Annotated in this window: 20 protein-coding genes and 1 other RNA gene; 20 read left to right on the top strand and 1 reads right to left on the bottom strand. The window is 46.0% G+C overall.

All coding sequences use genetic code 11. The features are described from left to right. Positions 1–126 precede the first annotated feature (126 nt). The 8 genes from CLOSA_RS08200 (at position 127) to rd (ending at position 7659) form a co-directional block, all read left to right on the top strand. Positions 127–492 carry a DUF2294 domain-containing protein gene (locus CLOSA_RS08200; RefSeq protein WP_013272306.1) on the top strand — a complete coding sequence of 122 codons (366 nt, stop codon included), beginning with the start codon at positions 127–129 and terminating at the stop codon, positions 490–492. Positions 493–854: 362 nt separating this feature from the next. Next, positions 855–2732 carry a DUF4914 family protein gene (locus CLOSA_RS08210; RefSeq protein WP_013272307.1) on the top strand — a complete coding sequence of 626 codons (1878 nt, stop codon included), beginning with the start codon at positions 855–857 and terminating at the stop codon, positions 2730–2732. Positions 2733–2870: 138 nt separating this feature from the next. Beyond that, entirely contained in the window at positions 2871–3545 is a 675-nt protein-coding gene (locus tag CLOSA_RS08215) for a GntR family transcriptional regulator (RefSeq protein WP_013272308.1), read from the top strand. Between the two features lie 293 nt (positions 3546–3838). Beyond that, positions 3839–4921 (top strand): mannonate dehydratase, encoded by a 1083-nt coding sequence (gene uxuA, locus CLOSA_RS08220; RefSeq protein WP_013272309.1) that lies wholly within the window; start codon positions 3839–3841, stop codon positions 4919–4921. 13 nt (positions 4922–4934) lie between these two features. Next, the gene (locus CLOSA_RS08225; RefSeq protein ID WP_013272310.1) at positions 4935–6548 is read left to right on the top strand and encodes a mannitol dehydrogenase family protein; all 1614 of its coding nucleotides are present in this window, start codon (positions 4935–4937) and stop codon (positions 6546–6548) included. Positions 6549–6651: 103 nt separating this feature from the next. Beyond that, a complete protein-coding gene (locus CLOSA_RS08230) occupies positions 6652–6993 on the top strand; it encodes an arsenate reductase family protein (RefSeq protein WP_013272311.1) in 342 nt (113 codons plus the stop codon). A 33-nt stretch (positions 6994–7026) separates the two neighbouring features. Then, positions 7027–7371, top strand: coding sequence for a cupin domain-containing protein (locus CLOSA_RS08235; RefSeq protein ID WP_013272312.1), 345 nt, complete (start codon positions 7027–7029; stop codon positions 7369–7371). A 129-nt stretch (positions 7372–7500) separates the two neighbouring features. Further along, positions 7501–7659, top strand: a complete 159-nt coding sequence (gene rd / locus CLOSA_RS08240; protein WP_013272313.1) for a rubredoxin — start codon at positions 7501–7503, stop codon at positions 7657–7659. A gap of 223 nt (positions 7660–7882) precedes the next feature. Here the strand turns inward: rd and CLOSA_RS08245 are convergent, their stop codons facing one another. Beyond that, entirely contained in the window at positions 7883–8848 is a 966-nt protein-coding gene (locus tag CLOSA_RS08245) for an N-acetylmuramoyl-L-alanine amidase family protein (RefSeq protein WP_013272314.1), read from the bottom strand. 140 nt (positions 8849–8988) lie between these two features. Between CLOSA_RS08245 and CLOSA_RS08250 the strand changes: the two genes are divergently transcribed. The 12 genes from CLOSA_RS08250 to CLOSA_RS08300 all read left to right on the top strand — a co-directional run bounded on the left by CLOSA_RS08250 (position 8989) and on the right by CLOSA_RS08300 (position 23041). Then, entirely contained in the window at positions 8989–9951 is a 963-nt protein-coding gene (locus tag CLOSA_RS08250) for a tRNA dihydrouridine synthase (RefSeq protein WP_013272315.1), read from the top strand. A 158-nt stretch (positions 9952–10109) separates the two neighbouring features. Continuing rightward, a complete protein-coding gene (locus tag CLOSA_RS08255; RefSeq protein ID WP_013272316.1) occupies positions 10110–11504 on the top strand; it encodes an amidohydrolase in 1395 nt (464 codons plus the stop codon). A 33-nt stretch (positions 11505–11537) separates the two neighbouring features. Further along, positions 11538–12299, top strand: coding sequence for a MerR family transcriptional regulator (locus tag CLOSA_RS08260; RefSeq protein WP_013272317.1), 762 nt, complete (start codon positions 11538–11540; stop codon positions 12297–12299). 41 nt (positions 12300–12340) lie between these two features. After that, positions 12341–13396 (top strand): BMP family protein, encoded by a 1056-nt coding sequence (locus tag CLOSA_RS08265; RefSeq protein ID WP_013272318.1) that lies wholly within the window; start codon positions 12341–12343, stop codon positions 13394–13396. 11 nt (positions 13397–13407) lie between these two features. Continuing rightward, on the top strand, positions 13408–14964 hold the full coding sequence (locus CLOSA_RS08270) for an ABC transporter ATP-binding protein (RefSeq protein ID WP_013272319.1): 1557 nt from the start codon (positions 13408–13410) through the stop codon (positions 14962–14964). Next, entirely contained in the window at positions 14933–15967 is a 1035-nt protein-coding gene (locus CLOSA_RS08275; protein WP_013272320.1) for an ABC transporter permease, read from the top strand. Before CLOSA_RS08270 ends, CLOSA_RS08275 begins: the two co-directional genes overlap by 32 nt. Beyond that, entirely contained in the window at positions 15968–16909 is a 942-nt protein-coding gene (locus CLOSA_RS08280) for an ABC transporter permease (protein WP_013272321.1), read from the top strand. A gap of 213 nt (positions 16910–17122) precedes the next feature. Beyond that, positions 17123–19381 (top strand): ribonucleoside-diphosphate reductase subunit alpha, encoded by a 2259-nt coding sequence (locus CLOSA_RS08285; protein WP_013272322.1) that lies wholly within the window; start codon positions 17123–17125, stop codon positions 19379–19381. Positions 19382–19422: 41 nt separating this feature from the next. After that, entirely contained in the window at positions 19423–20466 is a 1044-nt protein-coding gene (locus CLOSA_RS08290; RefSeq protein ID WP_041709028.1) for a ribonucleotide-diphosphate reductase subunit beta, read from the top strand. A 106-nt stretch (positions 20467–20572) separates the two neighbouring features. Beyond that, complete coding sequence (gene nox / locus CLOSA_RS08295) at positions 20573–21907, top strand: H2O-forming NADH oxidase (RefSeq protein ID WP_013272324.1); 1335 nt, start codon at positions 20573–20575, stop codon at positions 21905–21907. 182 nt (positions 21908–22089) lie between these two features. Further along, positions 22090–22432: a transfer-messenger RNA gene (gene ssrA / locus CLOSA_RS22100) on the top strand. Between the two features lie 183 nt (positions 22433–22615). Then, positions 22616–23041 carry a hypothetical protein gene (locus CLOSA_RS08300; protein WP_013272325.1) on the top strand — a complete coding sequence of 142 codons (426 nt, stop codon included), beginning with the start codon at positions 22616–22618 and terminating at the stop codon, positions 23039–23041. Positions 23042–23125: the final 84 nt, after the last annotated feature.

A 23125-nucleotide genomic window follows, 5' to 3' on the forward strand; every position in this document is an offset into this window, starting at 1 on the left:
GGGGAATTATGGAGAGATTTAAGATCCAATTTAATGAAATGAGAAAAAGAAGAGGATTTGCGTTTAAGAAAAAAGCATTGACATGACCCGTTTTTCATGATATTGTATCAGTCAGGTGATGCAGGTATGACAAAAGGTCAGTTAGAGGCCAAAATCAGTGAAATCCTCAGCAAATTTGAGGTCGAATATATGGGAAGGGGTCCAAAGACCATCCGTACCTATATCTTAAGTGATATGATCATAATCAGGTTAATTGGATTCCTAAGTCCTTCTGAGAAAAAGCTGGCAGAAAGTTCACAGGGAGTAGAATTACTGAAGAAAGTACGCACTTCCTTATTTGAGGGCGGCAGAGATTATCTTGAAAAATTACTGGCAGACGTCATAGACGCGGCGGTTATCAGTACTCATTCTGATATCAGTACAAAAACAGGTGAAAAGGTCATTGTCATTACCGTAGACAGGAATTTAGAGGAGCTTTATACAGTTAAATAACACCGGAAGACGTCACAAATTAGAATCGTTCTAAGTTGTAAGTAAGCCGATATCCATGAATTGGATATCGGCTTTCTATATATCAGAAGGGAGGCGGTAAATGGGTTAAAATGCAGCAGTAGCGGGAAATCCATGGATTTTCCGGTTATAACAGAAGGTATCCGCCAGGAGGCTGTGAAGAGTTTTTTAAAAAATCATAGATTATCACATGCCGGGAATATTAAAATAGAAACTATGTAATACTTAATAAAATTGGGAATCAAAGGTTAAAAGGTCATTATTAATTATATGGTTTGTGCCGGTCCCATGGCCGGTGCAAATGATAGATGTGCATTAGGGCGTGCGCAGGAACGGAGGAAAATATGCTGGAATCTTTACGTGATATGAATTTACCCGGGTATGTAGAGGATATACTGGTTCAGTCAAAAGGTGTGGTTATTCCAAAGACCAGGGAAGAATTGCTGGCGCTGGCGATGGGAAATGCAGAAAATACGGAATTTCACATTGAATATGAAGTAGAAGGCAAAGGCACGGTTTTGGAAGCTACTGCGATCAAGTGTAAAAACGGTGTTGTAGTCAATTATACAGATGACTATATGAGAAGACGTGATCCTGACTGTCTGCTGATAGCAGATAAGAAGCCAACAGATAAACCAAGATACGAAGATGTTTGTCAGTCTGATTTTGAGTCCCTGAGAGAACAGACCTTTGACTGGCTGAAAAAACAGGAACTGATTTTTTTCCCATTTAAGTCTGGCGGACTTGAATATGGATATGATTCCATCCTGATCGCACCGTCAAACGCAGGTTTTTTTGCTGCCGGATTGGGGGATTTACAGGGATTTTTAAATATTGATGAGATTTCATCTGATTTTAAGCCAAAAGCAATAGTTTTCCTGGCTCCCCCATTCAGACATACTCATTTCGATGGAAAGCAGATTGTGGTTCATAACCGCCTGAATGAAATTCATGAAGTTTATTCCTACAATTTATATCCCGGCCCAAGTGCCAAAAAAGGTATTTACGGAGTTCTTCTTAATATCGGAGAAGAGGAAGGCTGGGTAACAGCCCATGCTTCAACAGTTAAAGTAATCACCCCGTATGACAATGAAATCGTCATCATGCATGAAGGCGCCTCCGGAGGCGGAAAAAGTGAAATGATTGAGGATATTCACAAGGAAATGGATGGCAGGGCCATATTGGGCAGAAATACAGTCACAGGTGAAAAGAATTATCTGGTACTGAATGAAACATGTGATCTGATACCGGTAACGGATGATATGGCATTATGCCATCCCAAAATGCAGAATGACAGCAAAAAGCTGGTTGTCAAGGATGCGGAATCCGCATGGTTTCTGCGGTTGGATAATATCAAATGCTATGGCACTTCCCCCCAATATGAAAAAATACTGATCCAGCCGGAAGAACCCCTTATTTTCTTAAACATGCAGGCAGTGCCCGGTGCCACCTGCCTGGTTTGGGAGCATACCCTGGACCAAAACGGAAAACCTTGCCCCAATCCCCGCGTTATTTTACCAAGAAGGCTGGTGCCCAAGGCCATTGACATGCCGGTGGAAGTGGATGTGAGAAGCTTTGGAGTGCGGACTCCTGCCTGTACCAAGGAAAACCCTACCTACGGCATTCTTGGCATACTCCACATTCTGCCGCCGGCCCTGGCCTGGTTATGGCGTCTGGTTGCCCCCAGAGGATTCAACAATCCAAGCATTATAGATTCTCTGGAAATGACCAGTGAAGGAGTCGGCTCCTATTGGCCCTTTGCCACCGGTAAAATGGTGACTCAGGCCAACTTACTTCTTGAACAGATTTTACATTCAACCAATACCCGGTATGTACTGATTCCTAATCAGCACATCGGCGCTTATGAAGTGAGTTTTATGCCCCAGTGGGTTGCCAGAGAGTACATTGCGCGAAGAGGCAGCGCCAAGTTTAAACCAGAGCATCTGGTAGAGGCCCGCTGTCCGCTTCTGGGCTTTGGTCTTGATTCCTTAAAAATTGACGGCCAGTATATCAGAAGAGCATTTTTAAGACCGGAAACCCAGCAGGAGGTAGGAACCCAGGGGTATGATGCCGGAGCGAAAATATTAACAGATTTCTTTCAGCAGGAGCTGATGAAGTATTATACGGATGATCTGGATCCATTAGGAAAGCAGATCATTGATATGTTCCTGGCAGGTGCCACGGTTAAGGAATACCTGGAAATCATACCTATGAGATATTAGAATTTTTTCTGGGAAACGTTTTAATCAGCCCGGATACTGTGATTCTCCGGCCACAGCGTACTTGTATACTAGTGCTTGACATTGAGACAGATTTCGCTTATTCTATGTATAACAGAATTTGAGAAAAGAGGTCATGGTATGCGGCTGACAGAACGGTATTCCAAAGAGACTGGAAGGGAATATGCACTCAGGATGTTAAAGGATAATATCATACATCTTGATCTGATTCCCGGAAGCATGCTGAGCGAAAATGAATTATCTTCAGAAATGCATTTATCCCGAACCCCGGTGAGAGAGGCTTTGATTGAACTTTCAAAGGTGAAAATTGTAGAGATTTATCCCCAAAAGGGAAGCGCAGTGGCTTTGATCGATTATAATCTGGTGGAAGAGGCCCGTTTTATGCGCAATGTCCTGGAATGTGCCGTGGTGGAGCTTGCCTGTAAGATGGCCGGGGAAGATGCTGTCATGAAACTGAGGGAGAATGTGAAGCTTCAGGAGTTTTACCTGGAAAACCGTTCCCCTGAGCAGCTTCTTAAGCTGGATGATGAATTTCACCGGCTGCTGTTTCATATAACCGGCAAAGACCAGGTTTATCAGCTTATGGACAGCATTACCATTCACTTCGACCGGATACGCAGCATGTCCCTGATAGCAGTAAAGGATTTAAAAACAATTTCCGACCATCAGTCCATGGTGGAAGCCATTGCAGCAAAAGACGGAAAAACGGCAAAGGATGTGATGGAAAAACATTTATCCAGATATAAGATTGATGAGGAAGCCTTGCGCAGGGAATATCCCGGGTATTTCCGGTAAGTTTCTTAGTCTGGCCGACCCGCAGAATATAATTTCCTAAGAATTAAAAAAAAACGGTAATAATCGATGAATAGGCATTCATCGTTTATTACCGTTTTTTTATGTGCGTATCTGAAGAAGGACCAAGATTAACATCTGGTTGTTTGTGTAAAACTAACAAAAAAAAATAGAATATTTATCGAATGTGCTGATTGAACTACTAGTATACTAGATATATACTAAAAGCAGGATTTGAAAGCCATAATTATTGCATTTATAAAAGAATTTGGAGCTAGGAACGGAGGTATTATACCATGAAGATGATTATGCGTTGGTTTCCCTTTGGGGATGACAGCGTGACCCTTGGCCAGATCCGCCAGACACCGGGAGTTTCCGGCGTGGCAACCTGTCTGCCCAAGGTACCGGTGGGACAGGTCTGGCCCATGGAGACCTTAAAAGCCTTAAAAGAGGAGATCCATGAGGCAGGCCTTGAAATGGAAGTGATCGAAAGCGTCAATATCCATGAGGATATAAAGAAGGGCCTTTCTTCCAGGGATAAGTATATTGATGCTTATATAAAGACCCTGGAGCATTTAAGCATGGTAGGGGTCAAGTGCCTCTGCTACAATTTTATGCCTGTTATGGATTGGGCAAGGAGCGATCTTGCTTCCCCGTCAGAAGACGGAAGTTATGTCATGGCCTACCGTCATGATGAGGTGCTTCAGATGAATCCGGAAAAGATGGCAAAGGCAATGGAAGGAAAAGCCAGAGGATATTCCCTTCCGGGCTGGGAACCGGAGCGGCTTTCTGCCATGGCCCGGGATATTGAGTTTTACCAGTCCATGACAAGGGAGCAGTATTGGGACAATATGAAGTATTTCCTTGATGCGGTAGTCCCTTATGCGGAAAAGTATGACATAAAGATGGCCATTCATCCCGATGATCCGCCTTGGCCTCTTTACGGGCTCCCAAAGGTGATTACCAATGCAGAAAATATCCGCACTTTTCTTGACTTAAACACCAGTGCCTATAATGGACTGACCTTATGCACCGGAAGTCTGGGAAGTGATTTAAGCAATGACCTTCCGGCCATGATGAGAGAGTTTGGAAACAGGAAGCGGATTCATTTTGCACACATCAGGAATGTCCGTCATATTTCCGAAAAGGATTTTGATGAGGCGGCCCACCTTTCTTCCTGCGGAGATCTGGATATGTTTTCCATAGTGGAGGCTTTATATGAATCCGGATTTGAAGGCTATATCCGTCCGGATCATGGCCGTATGATCTGGGGAGAGCAGGCACGTCCCGGATATGGCCTGTATGACCGGGCCATTGGGGCAAATTATCTCTTAGGTCTTTGGGAGGCCATCGATAAAACCCATAAAAATAAAAAGTAGGAGGCATGGTTTTATGAAACTGAATCGGTCCTGTTTAACCAACCGGGAGGCCTGGGAAAAGGCTTTTGTAAAGCTGCCGGAATTTGACTGGGATAAAATGACAAAGACTACGGACAAGTCTCCAAGATGGATCCATTTTGGTGCAGGGAATATTTTCCGTGGTTTCATTGCAGTACTCCAGCAGCGGCTGCTGGAGCTAGGCCTTGAAGAAAGCGGCATCATAGCGGCAGATACCTTTGATTATGATATAATTGAGAAGATCTATATCCCCTTTGACAATATGACCATGTTGGTCAGCTTAAAACCTGATGGAACCATGGAACGGGAAGTAGTGGCCAGCGTTGCCAGGGGCATAAAGGCTGATGTTGGAAATAAAACAGATTTCGGATATCTGGTACAGGCCTTTGAAAATCCGTCTCTTCAGATGGTCAGCTTTACCATTACCGAAAAAGGTTATGCCCTTGCCAATTTCCGGGGTGAGCTATTTCCGGTGGTGGAAAAGGACATGGAAGAGGGGCCGGAAAAAGCCGGACATGCCATGAGCGTGGTGGCATCCCTGCTTCTTAAGCGGTATCTGGCAGGAGGCTTTCCCCTGGCATTGGTCAGTATGGACAATTGCAGCCATAACGGAGAGAAGTTAAAGGACAGCATTGTTGCTATTGCCGAAGCATGGACAGAAAAAGGATATGCTTCTAAGAGCTTCCTTTCCTGGGTACAGGATGAGGATAAGGTTTCCTTCCCATGGTCCATGATCGATAAGATCACTCCACGGCCTGCAGAGGTGGTGCAGAAGCTGCTGGAGGAGGATGGGATCGAAGACATGGCACCGATTGTCACCAGCAAAAACACTTACATTGCCCCCTTTGTTAATGCAGAGATTCCTCAATATCTGGTAGTGGAAGACCGTTTTCCAAACGGACGCCCTGATCTTGAAAAGGCTGGAGTATACATGACGGACCGGGATACGGTAAACAAAACCGAGCGGATGAAGGTCACCACCTGTTTAAATCCCCTGCATACGGCTCTGGCTGTATTTGGCTGCCTGCTGGGATACAATAGCATTGCCGCAGAGATGAGGGATGAGGATTTAACAGCTCTTGTGGAACGGATTGGCTACAGGGAAGGCCTGCCGGTGGTTACGGATCCTGGGATCTTGAGTCCTGAGGAGTTTATCAGAGAGGTCATTAAATACCGTCTCCCCAATCCGTTTATCCCCGATGCTCCCCAGAGAATTGCAACCGATACCAGCCAGAAGATCCCTATCCGGTTTGGAGAAACCATAAAGGCTTATCTGGCAGATGATAAGCTGGATGTGCAGACCTTAACGGCGATTCCTCTCTCGATTGCCGGCTGGCTCCGTTACCTCCTGGGCGTGGATGATAAAGGAAATGCCATGGATATCAGCAGTGATCCCATGCTCTCAGAATTAAAAGAACAGTTAAAGGGAATCAGGCTGGGAGAAAGGCCTGGCAGAGAGGAAGGGCTTGAAGAGATCCTGTCCAATCCCCTTCTTTTTGGAACCGATCTGGTTAAAGCAGGTCTGTCCGGAACGATAGAAGTCATGCTTTGTGAAATGCTGGAAGGTCCCGGAGCGGTCAGAAAGACGCTGCACCGGTATGTAAAATAGGATTTTGAAATTAGGGAACCGCTGATTATGGATTGAAATCAGCGGTTCCCTGTGTTAAAATGGGCCTATCAAAAGGATGGTACCAGAAAGGTTGACAAATCCCATGAACATACAGATTTTTGGAACAAAAAAATGTTTTGATACCAGAAAGGCAGAGCGCTATTTCAAGGAACGGGGAATCAAGTACCAGTTTATTGATATGAAGGAAAAGGGAATGAGCAAAGGCGAATACCAGGGTGTCAGACAGGCTGTGGGAGGACTTGGCGCTATGCTTGATGAAAACTGCAGGGACCAGGAAGCCCTGTCCCTTATCCGTTACATTGCTGATGAGGATAAGGATGAAAAGATCCTGGAAAACCAGCAGGTATTAAAAACCCCTATTGTCAGAAACGGAAAACTGGCTGCGGTTGGATACCGGCCGGAGGTTTGGAAAAGCTGGAACTAGAATATTGCAGAAAAGAAGCAAGGAGAAAATAAAATGAGAAAACCGGAAAAAGATCAGAAATGGGTATTCAATCGTGAGATAGAAGGAGAACAGGCAGCCGAAGGCGTTATCAGAAAGATTCTGGCATACAGTGATGGTATGATGTGTGTGGAAAACCAGTTTGAAAAGGGGGCAGTGGGAAAACTTCACAGCCATCCTCATACCCAGATCACCTATGTTGCCAGCGGAAAGTTTGAGTTTACCATTGGAGAAGAGACTAAAGTTGTAGAGGCTGGGGACACTCTTTTAAAGCAGGATGGCATTGTCCATGGCTGTGTTTGCCTTGAAAAGGGGATTTTAGTAGATATTTTTACGCCTATGAGAGAAGATTTTTTATAAATCACAGAGTTTCCGGAGATTTGCCTTAATTGATGATATATAAATATGGGACTTGTAAAACAAATCTATTGATAAAAATGGTATAATATGCTATAAAGAAAGCACAGTGAAGTTAAAGGAGGTGATAGGATGGGAAAGTATGTTTGTGAGCCTTGCGGATATGTGTACGATCCTGAAATCGGTGATCCGGATTCTGGTATTGAGCCAGGGACTGCTTTTGAAGATTTACCAGAAGATTGGGTTTGTCCGGTTTGCGGAGTTGGTAAGGACATGTTTGTTGAAGAGTAAGATTGCGGCTTTGACCGGCAAATAAAACCTTCAAGCTGTCGGCAGATGATCTGCCGGGCTTGAAGGTTTTTTGTTTCAGTATTCGTTAAAAAAAATACGATTTAACCAAAGAAAAAATCCCTGCCCTTCATATGTGAGGGGCAGGGATGCCAAGGACAACGTAAGTGCCTTTTTCGTCTGGTAATGAATATACACCATATCATAAGGAGTTGACCGGCAGTTTTCAGCTTACCCCCGGCCCCTTGCTTTCAGAGACAGGAGGAGGGGCAACGGTTCCTGCATTCTGGTTATTGGTATTCTCAGAAGCTTGACCAGTCTGGGAAGCCTGAGCTGCTTGAGCTGTCTGTGCGAAAGTGGATTTTCCAGCTTTTTGCAGATATTCCATGATGCCTCTTGCGTCGGCCTCTCCCAGTGCCTTATACTGTACTTCCGTAGATAAAAACAGGGTCAAGTCGCTGGTATGGTTCAAAAAGCCGTGTTCAATGATAAAGCCACGGATCCCGTACATCTGGGAATAGCGTGGAATGGCATAATAATCGGCCTGACTGCCGTCTGGAAATAAGGTTCCGTTCTCGGAATCCCTGAGGATCAGGCCCCGGTTATGAAGCCCCAGAGTGGTTAACTGCTTTAATATGGTATTGGCGGCGTCCTGGGACTGAACGGCCAGTTCGTTGTTATAGCGGCCGGTCCTGGGAGCCATGGAGCTTACACCATAAGCATTTTTTACCGTACCGTTCCCCAAAGCTGAGTCCACATGCTGACTTACAAAAAGGTCTGCATGGACAGAGGCGGCAAAGGCGGCCCGCTGGTCCAGGGGGACGGTTGTTTCTGCGCTGTCCTTTGTTAAATAAACGGTATAGTTGGAATTCTGTTCCAGATACTGTTTTGTATAGGAGGCGATCTTCATGGTGATCTCATCTTCATAATAAGTAATTCCGTTGTATTCAAAGTGGCAGCCGGAATAATGTCCGCCGGTTTTCCCGTGACCAGGATCCAGGACTACAACAAAATTGGAGTTGTTCCGCATACCCGGTCCGATTTCAGGGGCTGTTATTTTGGTTACCGGAGGTGCAAAGGCCGGCCCGGTTTCTTCTTCTGCCCATGTGACGGAAGAGGAAGTGGTGGAAATAAGGACGGCTAGTAAAAGAGTCTTTGCGGCTGCAGGCAGTAAGTTTTTTAAATGAGTCATGATCGTTCCTCCAGAATAATGGCATTATGTATTACATTATATCACTTCTTGTCAGATTCTGTAAATGACCTTCTATGAATTTTTTGTTTCATATGGTAAAATGAACCGATATAAAATATTTAGATAACGGAGACCAGGATATGAAGTATTATTTTGCCCCCATGGAGGGAATTACCGGCTATATCTACCGGAATGCCCACCATATGTTTTTTGATCAGATGGATGTGTATTTTACTCCTTTTATCGTACCCACCCAGAACCGGAAGTTCACCTCCAGGGAAATAAATGATTTTCTGCCGGAGCATAACAAGGATTTGCATGTGATTCCTCAGATTCTCACCAATAAGGGAGATGATTTTATTTGGGCGGCAAAAGAGCTGAAGCGGTATGGATATGAGGAAGTGAATCTAAATCTGGGCTGCCCTTCTCCTACGGTGGTTTCCAAAGGCCGTGGAGCAGGCTTTCTGGGGGAGCCGGACCTGCTGGAGGCTTTCTTTGATCAGATTTTTTCTGCACTGGACATGAAGGTTTCCGTAAAAACCAGAATCGGTAAGGACAGCTCAGAGGAATTTGGAAGGCTTATGGAAATCTATAACAAATATCCCATAGAGGAGCTGATTGTCCATCCCCGGATCCAGAAGGATTTTTACAGAAATGAACCTGACTGGAAGTCTGTGAAAGATGCGGTTTCCATAAGTAATTTTCCTTTATGTTATAATGGAAACCTGTTTTCCGCGGAAGACTTTGAGAGATTCACCGCGGACTTTCCCTCAATAGACCGAGTCATGCTTGGGAGAGGACTGGTGGCAAATCCAGGTCTTGTAAGGAAAATAAAGGGAGGGGAAAACCTGGAGAAAGGACGGTTAAAGGCCTTCCATGATGAGGTCCTGAGAGGATATGAAGAAATCATGTCCGGGGACCGCAATGTTCTATTTAAGATGAAAGAGCTGTGGGCGTATATGATCCGGATGTTTGAGGGGGGCGAAAAGCATGGAAAAAGAATCCGCAAGTCCCAGAATCTGCTGGAGTACAGGACAGCAGCAGACCGACTGTTTGTAGAACTGGATTTAAAAAAGTCCGGAGGATCTTTTGCCGGTGAATAAGAACCAAAAGCATGTTTATAAGAAAATTATAAAATAATCATAAATTTTTTTAATGAATCAGTTGGTATTTCCAGCTTGAAGCTATAGCTGCTATAGGATATATAATGACCTCAATTTTAAACGGCGGCAGGATGCCCCGATGGAAACGGAGGAATACCATGGCTTCAAAATTACTGATAAAAAATGCCAAAGCAATTGTGACCTGCGATGAAAATGACCATGTGTACAAGGAGACTGATATCCTGATAGAAGGACCTAAGGTTACAGCCATAGGCCCTGGGATTGTTAGTGAGGGTGCACAGGTCATTGACGGAACAGGAAAATTTGTATATCCCGGGTTGATTAACACCCATCATCACTTCTTTCAAACCTTTGTAAGGAATCTGATCACCATTGATTATCCCAATCTTACGGTTATGGACTGGATCGATAAAATCTACCGGATTTTCCAGATCATTGATAATGATGTCATATACTATTCGACTCTTACGGCGTTTGCCGATCTCATCAAACATGGCTGCACCTGCGCCTTTGACCACCAGTACTGCTATACCAATAAAACCGGCAAGGATCCGGTGGACCGGCAGATGGAGGCGGCGGATCTTATGGGGATCCGCTATCATGCAGGAAGGGGCAGCAACACGCTTCCCCGGAGCGAGGGAAGTTCGATTCCGGATCTTATGCTGGAGACCACCGGTGAATTTTTAAAGGACTGTGAAAGGCTCATCCGTTCTTATCACGATCCAAAGCCCTATTCCATGCGCCAGATCGTCATGGCGCCTTGCCAGCCCATTAACTGCCGGCCGGAAACGTTTATTGAAACTGTGGCGGCAGCCAGAAGCATGGGCGTGCGGATGCATACTCATTTAGGGGAAGGGGAGACGGAGGGGATCAGGTCCCGGTACGGAAAGCGTACCCTGGAATGGTGCCGGGACATCGGCTTTATAGGAGAAGATGTCTGGTATGCCCATAACTGGGAAGTGCTTCCGGAAGAATACCGCTTACTGGCCGAAACAAAAACCGGAGTGTCCCATTGTCCCACGCCGGCTGTTCTGGGTGGGTTTCCCATTCTTGATATTAAGGCAATGCAGGAGGCCGGCGTTCTCATAAGCTTAGGCTGTGACGGGTCCGCAACCAATGACAGCTCCAATTTACTGGATGCCCTTCGCGTATCTTACATGATGCAGGCTTATCATACGAAGGAAAGAGGCGGCTGTGTGTCAGCTTATGATATGTTGAAAATCGCTACCGTTAACGGGGCAAAAACCCTGGGAAGGCAGGATTTAGGTTCTCTGGAACCAGAAAAGGCGGCTGATCTTTTTATGATCGACGGGGAGGCCTTAGAGCTTGCAGGGGCGGTTCATGACCCCAAGAACCTCCTTGCAAGAGTTGGCTTGACAGGAAACGTATGGCTCACTATGATTAATGGAAAAGTGGTTTATCAGGATGGCGTGATCACGGGAGTGGACGAAAAAAGGCTGGCTTCAGAGGGAGAGGCGGTCTGCACCAGGGTGATCCGGAAACCGAGTGAGGCATTCCGCCGTTTTCTGTAAGCCTCCTGACCACGGAAAGAAGAGGAAAGCGGTTTGAAGGACTTTTTATCCATTGGAGAGATGAGTTCCCTTTTTGGGCTGAATATACAGACCCTGTATTATTACGACAGCATAGACATTTTTAAACCAAGAATGCGGGAGATGAAAAACGGCAGGAGAAAATATGAATTTGACCAGATCTATGAGTTGGCAACCATATGCTATATGCGAAAGCTTGGGTATTCCCTGGAGGAAATAACAAAGCAGAGGAGTACTCAGCATGCCGGTTCTGCCCTGGAGTCATTGAAGCAGCGTTCCGAGGAGCTTCACAGGCAATGGAAGGAGCTGATATCCATTGATGAGGCCATTCAGAGAAAGCTTCGGTTTATTGAGGAAGAGATGAACCAAATTCATACGGATGAAATCACCATCCGCCATTTTGAGGACAGGGCCTACCTTGTCATTGGAGAGGAAGAATCTCTTTACCGGCAGAATTCCTTCTATTTTTATCCCACCATTGCCTTCTATCAGGGGGAAGAGAAATATTTCGGAGCCTATTTATATCCCTCAGAAGAGCCGTTGCCGGATCATGTGAGAAAGGACCAGATACGCAGAATCCCTTCCGGTGATTTTTTGTGCGGTTACCATTTAGGTTCTTATGAAACAGTTCCTGCAACCATTGAACGCCTCCGCAATGCGAGGCCGGATTTGGATTTTGAAGATCTTACCATAAATTTTAATATTCTGGATCAGTTTGTGGAAAACCAGAGTTCCGGTTATATCACTCATACCCAGATCCGGATATTGAAACCATAAAGCAATGATGACACAGTTGACGACAAGAGAGGAGAAACATTATGAAAAACATGAGAAAGCTGGCAGCCCTGGTTCTTGCTGCCTCCATGGCGGCAGCATCTTTGGCAGGCTGCGGCAAAACCGCAGAGACAAAAGAGGTCCGGGAAGAGACAGGAACCAAGGCTGAGGCAGGAACAAAGGCTGAGACTTCAAAAACCTTAAAGGTAGCACTTTGTCTTTCCGGTGCTGCGAACGACATGGGCTGGTGCCAGGCCGCCTATGATGGATTAAAGCTTTTGGAATCCGACTATGGCTGTGAAACCGCCTATACGGAAAATCTGACTCCTGATGATATAGAAGCCGCATTTGCCGATTATGCCGCCAATGGTTTTGATGTGGTGATCGGTCATGGGTATGAGTTCGGCGACCCTGCGGTTGAAGTAGCCGGGCAGTATCCGGATACAAAATTTATTGTAACAGAAGGAGAGGTTTCCGCCGGCAATGTAGCTTCCTATGTGACCAAATGCGAAGAAGGCGGTTACGTCATGGGAATGCTTGCTGCAGGAATGTCAAAAAGCAATAAGATCGGCTTTGTAGGTCCTATTCAGGGAGCCTCCCTTGTAAAAATCATGAATGGCTTTGAAGACGGCGCAAAATCGGTAAAGCCTGACATCGAAGTTCAGACTGCATGGACCGGCTCCTTTACGGATACGGCTCTTGGAAAAGAAGCTGCCCAGGCGATGATCGACAATGGAGCCGATGTCATCGGCCATTGTGCCAATGAATCCGGCACTGGTGCCATCAATGCGGCAAAGGAAGGAAAAATCTATGCTACCGGTGATTCCTATGACCAGAACGGGCTGGCTCCGGAAACAGTGCTTTCCTCTTCCGTATACCATATCCCAAAGGTGATTGAGGCCGCATTCAAGACTGTGGAAGAAGGAACCTTTGCAGGAGGAATCTATGAACTGGGAATGAAGGAAGGAGCGGTCAGCATCGCGTCCTACCATGAGTTAGAAGTTAAGATCCCGGATGAGGTGAAGGCAGAGATTGAAAAAAAGGTATCAGCCATTACATCAGGAGAATTTACGGTTCCATGTGATACAAAGGTCAGATAGGGAGCTTTGCTATGGCATTATTGGAGATGAAACACATCACAAAAGCATTTTCCGGCGTCTACGCCAATCAGGATGTAAGCCTGTCCGTGGAACAGGGGGAAATCCATGCCCTGCTTGGGGAAAACGGGGCAGGAAAGACGACGCTTATGAATATCTTGTTCGGTATTTATCAGCCGGATGGGGGAGAGATCCTTTACAAAGGTAAAACAGCCCGGTTCCAATCTCCGGCCGATGCCATCAGCCGGGGGATCGGCATGGTCCACCAGCATTTTTCTCTTGTGAACCGGATGACAGTGCTTGACAACATTATTCTGGGATCTGGACGTAAGAAAGAGGTCCTTGACAGAAAGGCGGCAGCAGAGGAGATCTGCCTGCTGGCTGAAAAATACGGCCTGTTTGTAAATCCTTATGAACAGGTGAGCAGCTTATCCGTGGGGGAACAGCAAAGAGTGGAGATCTTAAAGGCATTATACCGGAAGGCAGATTTGCTGATTTTAGATGAACCCACAGGAGTTCTGACCCCGCAGGAAACGGAAAATTTCTTTCAGGTATTAAAGCGGTTAAAGGAAGAGGGACATGGGATTATCATCATCACTCACCGCTTAAGTGAAATCATGGCAATCAGTGACAAGGTCACTATTTTAAGGGATGGCAAGGCGGTTAAGGATTTCATCACGCAAAATACAACCCCGGAGGAATTGTCCGCCCATATGATAGGCAGGCCTCTATCCCCTGGCATGGCGGAGCGGAAGAAACCGATAGAGGAAACAGCCTTAAGACTTGAGGGTGTTTCCTTATTGAAAAGACATGGAAACAAAAAGTCCCTGGACAGCATCTGTCTTACGGTTTATAAAGGTGAGATACTTGGAATTGCCGGAGTGGAAGGTAACGGGCAAAAGGAGCTTTCCGAGGTGATCACGGGAATCCGTAAGCATACGGAAGGAACCATTTTCTTTGAAGGGGAAGCCATTGACAGCAGAACGGTTAAAGAGCGTTTTAACAAGGGCATTTCCTATATATCCGATGACCGGCACCAGGACAGTCTGGTTGCAGATATGACGGTAACGGAAAACATGATCCTGCGTAGCTATAACCGGCAGCCTTTTTCAAAAAACAGGATCCTGAACCACAAGCAGGCGGAAAGCCTGGCTTTGGAGGCGGTGGCAGAGTATGGGATCCGCACTTCTGGAAAAAGCGGGATCAGGACGCCGGTTAAGCTGATGAGCGGCGGAAACCAGCAGAAGGTGATTTTATCCCGTGAAATATCCCCGGAGGCAAGATTGATTGTTGCCAGCCAGCCTACGAGAGGATTGGATATCGGAGCAACGGAATTTGTCCATCAGACTCTGATGAAACAGAAAAACCAGGGAAAGAGTGTATTGCTCATTTCTGCGGATCTGGATGAGATCCTTTCATTAAGTGACAGGATCGCAGTTCTGTTTGAAGGCCGGATCATGGGTGTTCTTGACAGAGAAGAAGCCGATGTATTTAAAATCGGGCTTTACATGGGCGGAGTGACAAAAAAGGAGGAAAGCCATGAACCAGATGAAACAGTTAAAGGCGGCTGAAGTGGTGAAGCTCGCTTTGATTTCCATTGGGGCGGCGGCCATTCTTGTGCTTTTGTCAGGTGCTGATCCTCTCACGGCAAGCAAGATGTTCTTTAACGGAATTTTCGGCAGTACAAGCGGCTTCGGGGAAGTGTTTGTGAAAGCAACTCCTCTGATCTTAACCGGGCTTGGCTGCTCCGTGGCTTTTAGGACCGGATTTTTTAATATTGGCGGGGAAGGACAATTCTACATAGGGGCGCTTGCTTCCGCCTGGGTGGCAATCAATGCCACCGCAGTCCCTGGTGTTTTCCGGATCATCCTTGCCATTGCCTGCGGTTTCCTGCTGGGCGGATTATGGGCCCTTGCGGCGGCAATCCTAAAGGCTAAGCTTGGAATTTCAGAGATCATATGTACCATTATGCTTAATTATATTTCCATAAATCTTCTAGGAATCGCAGTCCGGACCTTTCTCATGGATCCGGCCGGAAGTATCCCCCAATCGGAAAAGATCGATGCATCTGCAGTACTTTTGCGTTTTCTAGCCCCCACCAGAGTCCATACGGGCATTTTTATAGCCCTTGGTGCCGTGCTCTTTGTTTGGTTTCTCATGGAAAAAACAGCAGCAGGCTATGAATTCAGAGTCGTCGGTTTTAACAAACGGGCTGCGGCATGCAATGGTATTTCAGTGGTGAAAAACATCATTCTGTCGGCGGTGCTGAGCGGCGGCCTTGCGGGAACTGCAGGAGCTGTGGAGGTACTGGGAGTTCAGAAAAAACTGCTTGAAGGCATGTCGGGAGGCTGCGGCTATACAGCAATTCTTATCACTCTTCTGGCCTCCAATCATCCGGCCGGAGTGCTTGTGGTCTCTGTTTTATTTGCTGCGCTGGAGGTAGGGGCAAATTCCATGCAAAGGCAGATGGGGGTTCCGTCCTCCATTGTGGATTTTCTCATCGGTTTTATTGTGCTGCTGATTCTGGGCAGGGAGCTTCTGGCCGGAAAAATGAGAGCAAGGGAGGGAAAATAGATGCTGGACCAGATTTTAACCGTCGGCTTTCTGACTGCCTTTTTATCGGCAGCCGTACGTATGGCAGTGCCTCTTGCCTATGCAGGGCTTGGGGAGACGATTTCGGAAAAAAGCGGAATACTGAATATTGGTATGGAAGGCGTTATGCTTTCCGGTGCTTTTTTCTCTTTTGCAGGCACATTTTTCTCAGGAAGTATACCAGTGGGGCTTTTTTGCGCCGCAGCGGGGGGAGCGGCTGTCAGCATGATCCATGGGATTTTGTCCATCAGGCTGTCCAAGGACCAGTCGGTCAGCGGAATTGCCATCAATATATTTGTCCTTGGAGTGACCAGCTTTTTATATAAACTCATGTCAGGCGGACAATCCTACCAGCAAATCCAGCCGATTATGAGGCTGAGGATCCCGGTGCTCGCTGACATTCCCCTGATTGGTAACGCGTTCTTTTATCAGGACATCCTGACCTATCTCTTGTATTTCATGGTCGTGGGCGTATCATTTTTTTATAAAAAGACAAACACCGGTCTTTCCTTTGCTGCCATTGGCGAGAACCCACGTTCCGCAGATTCGGCAGGGATTCCTGTTTACCGGTACCAGTATATTTCCATGATCTTAAACGGGGTGCTTGGGGGAATCGGAGGTGCTTATCTGGTTCTAGTACAGGTGGGGAATTTTTCAGAAAATATGACCTCTGGAAGAGGCTACATTGCCTTGGCGGCTGTCATCCTGGGGCGTTATGTTCCTTTTGGTATGCTGGGAGCTGCTTTATTGTTCGGATCTGCCAATGCTTTGCAGATCCGCCTTCAGGCAATCGGAGTTCCTCTCCCCTCTCAGGCATTGTCCATGCTGCCCTATCTGATCACCTTGGCTGCCCTGTTGGGTTCGGTTGGAAAGAGTCATGGACCGGAAGGCCTTGGAAAGCCGTTTGTACGCGGCGCCAGATAGAATTTATTGATATTCGGTATAATACGCTTGAAATCTTATTTACTAAGGTTTCAGGCGTTTTTCCATTTATGGTGAAAAAGAAAAAATGGATGAACAGGGAATATTTTGTGGGTGTATGGTTGAAATTAACTATATCTTGTGGTATATTTTTACATGTGAGATACAATAACAGTTATTGATATCAATATAAATCTGGAATGGCAGGAATATGAAATGGATAATAGAAACGGAAAACAGGAAATTCTGGAATCCTTTAAAGAGTTGGGGGAGCTGGAAGAAGTTTTGGATGGGATCCGGCAGGAGTGGGGATCAGCATCCTATGATTTAAAACACCTCTCCATAAAATTCACAGGATTCTGCAAGAAGAACATGAACCTGGAGGAACGGCTGGGGGCGCTGATCCAGGCGGCAGTGGAGCTGACCACCCAGGAAGCGCCGGACTGGGAGTATATAGGAGCAAGGCTTCTTATGGTGCGTTTTAATATCCGGTTAAAGGAAGAACTTGGCAGGCGGAAGATTGGAAGCTTTTTTGATAAAATATGTTTTCTGACAGAAGAGGGACTTTATGGAGATTACATTCTGGAGAATTATAACAAAGAAGAAATCCAACGGTTCGAAGGGTATATGGATCAGACCAGAAACCATTTGTTTAATTATTCCGGGCTGGAACTTCTGCTTAACAGGTATGTGATCCGCAGCCATCAGAATGCGCCTCTGGAAACTCCTCAGGAGATGTTCCTTGGAATAGCCATGCATCTTGCTATGAATGAAACGGTTGACCGGGAGGCTTGGGTAAAACGGTTTTACCATATGCTCAGTACCTTAAAGGTAACCATGGCAACACCCACTCTTTCAAATGCCAGAAAGCCTTACCACCAGCTTTCCTCCTGCTTTATTGATACGGTGCCGGACAGCCTGGATGGCATTTACCGGAGCATTGACAGCTTTGCAAAAGTCAGCAAATTCGGAGGAGGAATGGGTCTTTATTTTGGAAAGGTCCGTGCCGCAGGAAGCGCCATTCGCGGTTTTAAAGGAGCTGCGGGAGGTGTGGTCCGTTGGATCAAGCTGGCGAACGATACTGCAGTGGCCGTGGACCAGCTTGGGATGCGTCAGGGAGCGGTGGCTGTTTACCTTGATGTGTGGCATAAGGATCTTCCGGAATTTCTCACCCTTAAGACCAATAACGGAGATGACCGCATGAAGGCTCATGATGTTTTCCCCGGGGTTTGTTATCCCAACTTGTTCTGGAAGCAGGCAAAGGAGAACATAGAAGGGGACTGGTATTTAATGTGCCCTCATGAGATCCTGACGGTAAAGGGCTGGGCACTTGAAGACTTTTATGGAATCCAGTGGGAAGAGCGTTATCTGGACTGCGTCAGTGACAGCCGCATCCACAAGCGTATCATCCCCATAAAGGACATCATACGCCTGGTGTTAAAAAGTGCTGTGGAGACAGGAACGCCCTTTACCTTTAACCGGGATATTGTTAATGAGGCCAATCCCAACAGCCACTGCGGCATGATTTACTGCAGCAATCTCTGTACGGAAATTGCTCAGAATATGAGTACTGTGGAACAATTAGAGCAGCAGATCCGTTGGGTGGATGGAGAGACTGTGGTTGTTACTGTAACAAAACCGGGAGATTTTGTGGTCTGTAATCTGGCAAGTCTTTCCCTTGGAAAGATTGATTTGACGGATACACAAGAGCTGGCGGAATTGACCAGATCCGCTGTCAGGGCTTTGGACAATGTGATTGATTTAAACTTTTTCCCTATTCCCTACGCAAAGGTCACCAATCTTCGCTACCGGCCGGTGGGGCTTGGAGTGAGCGGATACCACCACATGCTGGCAAAGAATGGAATCTCCTGGGAATCTCAGGAGCATCTGGAATTCTCTGACCGGGTGTTTGAGGCAATTAACTATGCTGCTATCCAGGCCAGTTGTGATTTTGCCAGGGAAAAAGGGAGATATGACTTATTTGAAGGCAGCCAATGGCAGACGGGAGCGTATTTTGACAAACGGGGATATTGCTCTGAAAAATGGAAGAGCCTACGGGAAAAGGTGGCAGCTTACGGCATGAGAAACGGCTGGCTTCTTGCCATAGCGCCAACCAGCAGTACCAGCATGATCGCCGGAACCACGGCAGGGCTGGATCCTGTCCTGAACCGGTATTATCTGGAGGAAAAAAAGAGCGGTCTGGTGCCCCGGGTGGCACCGGATTTATCGCCGGAAACATTTTGGAAGTATAAAAATGCCCATTACATTGACCAGAAGTGGTCGGTACGGGCGGCCGGCGTACGCCAGCGCCATGTGGACCAGGCCCAGAGCATGAACCTTTACATCACCAATGACTATACTCTTCGCCAGGTGCTGGGACTCTATATCCTGGCCTGGGAATGCGGCGTGAAAACCATTTATTACATCCGGTCCAGGAGTCTGGAAGTGGAAGAATGCGAAGCCTGCTCCAGTTAAGGGACGGCAGCTATCAAACTGTAGAAAGTGAAACGATTGATATGGAACAATTAAAAAAAAGACCCCTGTTTCATCCGGATGGGGAGACCGAGGTAAGAAAACGGCGGATGATCAACGGCAACACTACAAACCTCAATGATTTTAATAACATGAAATACACCTGGGTCAGTGACTGGTACCGCCAGGCCATGAATAATTTCTGGATACCTGAAGAAATTAATTTAAGCAGGGATAGAAAGGATTATCCCCTGTTAAGCCCCCAGGAACGGAGAGCCTATGATAAAATATTATCCTTTCTGGTTTTTTTAGACAGCATCCAGACAGCCAATCTTCCGGCTCTCGGGGAATATGTGACTGCCAATGAGATCAATCTCTGTCTTTCTATTCAGACGTTTCAGGAGGCGGTTCACAGTCAGAGCTACAGTTATATGCTGGATACCATCTGTGAGCCACAGACGCGGAATGATGTGCTCTATCAATGGAAGAGCGACCCCCGTCTTCTTGCCCGGAATACCTTTATCGGCGACCTGTATAATGAATTTCAAAAGGACAAAAGCCCATATGCCTTTATGAAGACGGTTGTGGCAAATTTTATCCTGGAAGGCGTATATTTTTACAGCGGATTTATGTTCTTTTATAATCTGGGACGGAATCATAAAATGACCGGCTCTTCCCAGGAGATCCGTTATATCAACCGGGATGAGAACACACATTTGTGGCTGTTCCGCAATATCATTCTGGAACTGGAAAAGGAGGAGCCAAAGCTGTTTTCCAGGGAGCGGATAGAGGTTTACCGCACCATGATTAAGGAAGGCTGTGAACAGGAGATTGCCTGGGGATGCTATGCCATCGGAGATGAGGTACCCGGGCTTACGAAGGAAATGATTACGGACTACATCATGTATCTGGGAAATTTACGGTGTGCAAGCCTTGGCTGGGGCCGCATTTATGAGGGGCATGACAAGGAGCCGGAAAGTATGTCATGGGTTAACCAGTTCAGCAATGCCAATCTGATCAAAACAGACTTTTTTGAAGCGAAAAGTACGGCCTATGCAAAAAGCAGTGCACTGTTGGATGATCTGTAGCAGGAAAATTTTGTGGAAAAAATAACAGAGGAATTTTAATAATAATAATTGTTTTTATTTTAACGATATGTTATAATTAGAAAAACAACTCTTAAGGAGGTTATTTATGGAACGCATTGTGGTAATCGGAGCAAACCATGCCGGAACGGCAGCAATCAACACAATTTTAGATCATTATAAAGACAAGAAGGTTGTTATATTTGATTCCAATGATAACATCAGTTTTCTGGGCTGCGGCATGGCTCTTTGGATCGGAGACCAGATTCATTCATCCGAAGGCCTGTTTTATTGCAGCAAAGATATTTTTGAAGAAAAGGGTGCGAAAGTCTACATGGAAACCAAGGTGGACCGCATTGATTACGATAAAAAGCTTGTTTATGCTGAGGATAAGTATGGCCGGAGATACCAGCAGGAATACGATAAGCTGATTCTTGCAACAGGTTCCCTGCCCATTTCTCCTGATATTGAGGGGAAAGAGCTGGACAACGTGCAATACGTAAAGCTTTTTCAGAATGCGAAGGATGTCATTGATAAGCTGCACCATGATTCTTTGAAAAATGTGGTTGTGGTAGGGGCAGGGTATATCGGCGTTGAGTTGGCAGAGGCATTTCGCCGAGTGGGAAAAAATGTTACCCTGATTGATAATATGCACACCTGCCTGTCCGGCTATTATGACCAGGAATTTTCAGATATTATGTCTGAAAATCTGGAAAGTCATGGCATTGAGCTGGTTTATGGGGAAACCGTGAAAAAGCTGACTGGAAACGGCAAAGTAGAAAAAGTGGTCACCGACAAAAAGGAATACAATGCTGATATGGTAATACTGGGGATCGGCTTTAAGCCTAACAATCAGTTGGGAAAGGAAGATCTGGAGCTATTCCCCAACGGTGCATTTTTAGTAGATAAACGGCAGCAGACCAGCCGGCCGGATGTATATGCAATCGGAGATTGTGCAACTGTTTTTGACAACTCCATCCAGAAAACAAACTATATTGCACTGGCTACCAATGCCGTTCGTTCCGGAATCGTGGCTGCCCACAATGTCTGCGGGACTCCCCTGGAATCCATCGGTGTTCAGGGATCCAATGGGATATGTATCTGGAACCTGAAAATGGTTTCTACAGGAATTACTTATGGAAAAGCAAAAAAGCTGGGTTATGATGCGGAGGCAGTGGATTACGAGGATACTCAGAAACCGGCCTTTATAGACCATGACAATTACAAAGTAAAAATCAGGATCGTTTACGATAAGAAAACCCGGATCATCCTGGGGGCCCAGTTGTGTTCGGAATACGATATTTCCATGGCAATACACATGTTCTCTCTTGCGATCCAGGAACAGGTCACCATCGACCGGTTAAAGCTGACCGATATTTTCTTCCTGCCTCATTTTAACCAGCCTTATAATTACTTTACAATGGCTGCACTGCAGGCGAAGTAAACGGAGTCAGGTGCTTCAGATTTGGGATAAAAATTTAATGGAAAGAATTGGGTGCCGGATCATTCCCGGCGGGAATGGTCCGAAGGCATCATGCTGCAGGGCAGGAAGGGCAGATCAATCAGAGGTCTTGACAATTGGTTTTATTCATGTTAGTATGAGAATGCTCTTTAGAGTACCAGTCAGGGGCAGTACTGGTTTCGACAGGGGCTATGAAGCTGGTGAAGCTATCCGTATGCGATGCGTCAAATGGCAAACCTAAATATAAACGCTAACAATAACGAATTAGCATTAGCTGCTTAATGCAGCTTGTCGGCCTTAAGGCACTCACACTTTAAGATCCCGGCATCGACGATGTGAGAAACGACGTGTGCAAAGCTTTGAGCATGCGGACGTAATATGAAGCTACTGAAGCTGTCAGGGTGTTAGTTCCCGGGCAGTGGAGGGAATGTCAATAAACTGACTATGATAGTAGAAGAACAGGGGATTGGTTTTTGGACACGGGTTCAACTCCCGTCTGCTCCACTCAAAAAGTCTGGCATTTGCTGGGCTTTTTTATTTTTTGTGCTGCAGATCGTGTTGTTTAGTCCCAGAGTGTCTCGGAAGTTATTTCCTCCTTTTTGAAAATGCCTGTCGATGGGTGTCTTCTTTGATCTACTTTTTAGCATATGTATCATATACTAAATCGTAGGATTTATTTTGGAGGTTATCATGCCAAGCTTTGAAGTCAAGATATGGGGGTTTAAAATCAATGAGCCGTATCCCTCGAAATGTACAAGAAGAGTCTGTTATTTCGATCATTGCCAGGAGGTGGAAGTCCCCTGCGGGTCAAAAGGGACCAAACTATATGAAGTGATTATTAATTTCACTATTCCAGATTTTGATCAGAAAAATGAATCCATTGTTATGCAGTGTGCCAATGAAGTTGCATACGTCGCAAGCGGCATGATAGGAGAAGCGGTTCACTATTGTGGAAGTATCAATGAATCTTGTATGGCAGATATTCAAAATGCTGTTGCCATGGCAGATGAAAAAGTGGTGGAAACGTTCCATAATTGCCTAAGCCAGTCTGGTATGGCTGAAGAAATGATTCAAATATGCGAAGTTAAAGTCTATATCAGAGAAATCAATATTTAAACGCGTACATTGCTGGTGAATAAACAGAGGCGGACAAAAAGCAAAGAAGGATCCGGAATTGGCGGCGTATAAAAAAGAGCAAAG

The sequence above is a fragment of the [Clostridium] saccharolyticum WM1 genome (assembly GCF_000144625.1).
Classification (GTDB): domain Bacteria; phylum Bacillota; class Clostridia; order Lachnospirales; family Lachnospiraceae; genus Lacrimispora; species Lacrimispora saccharolytica.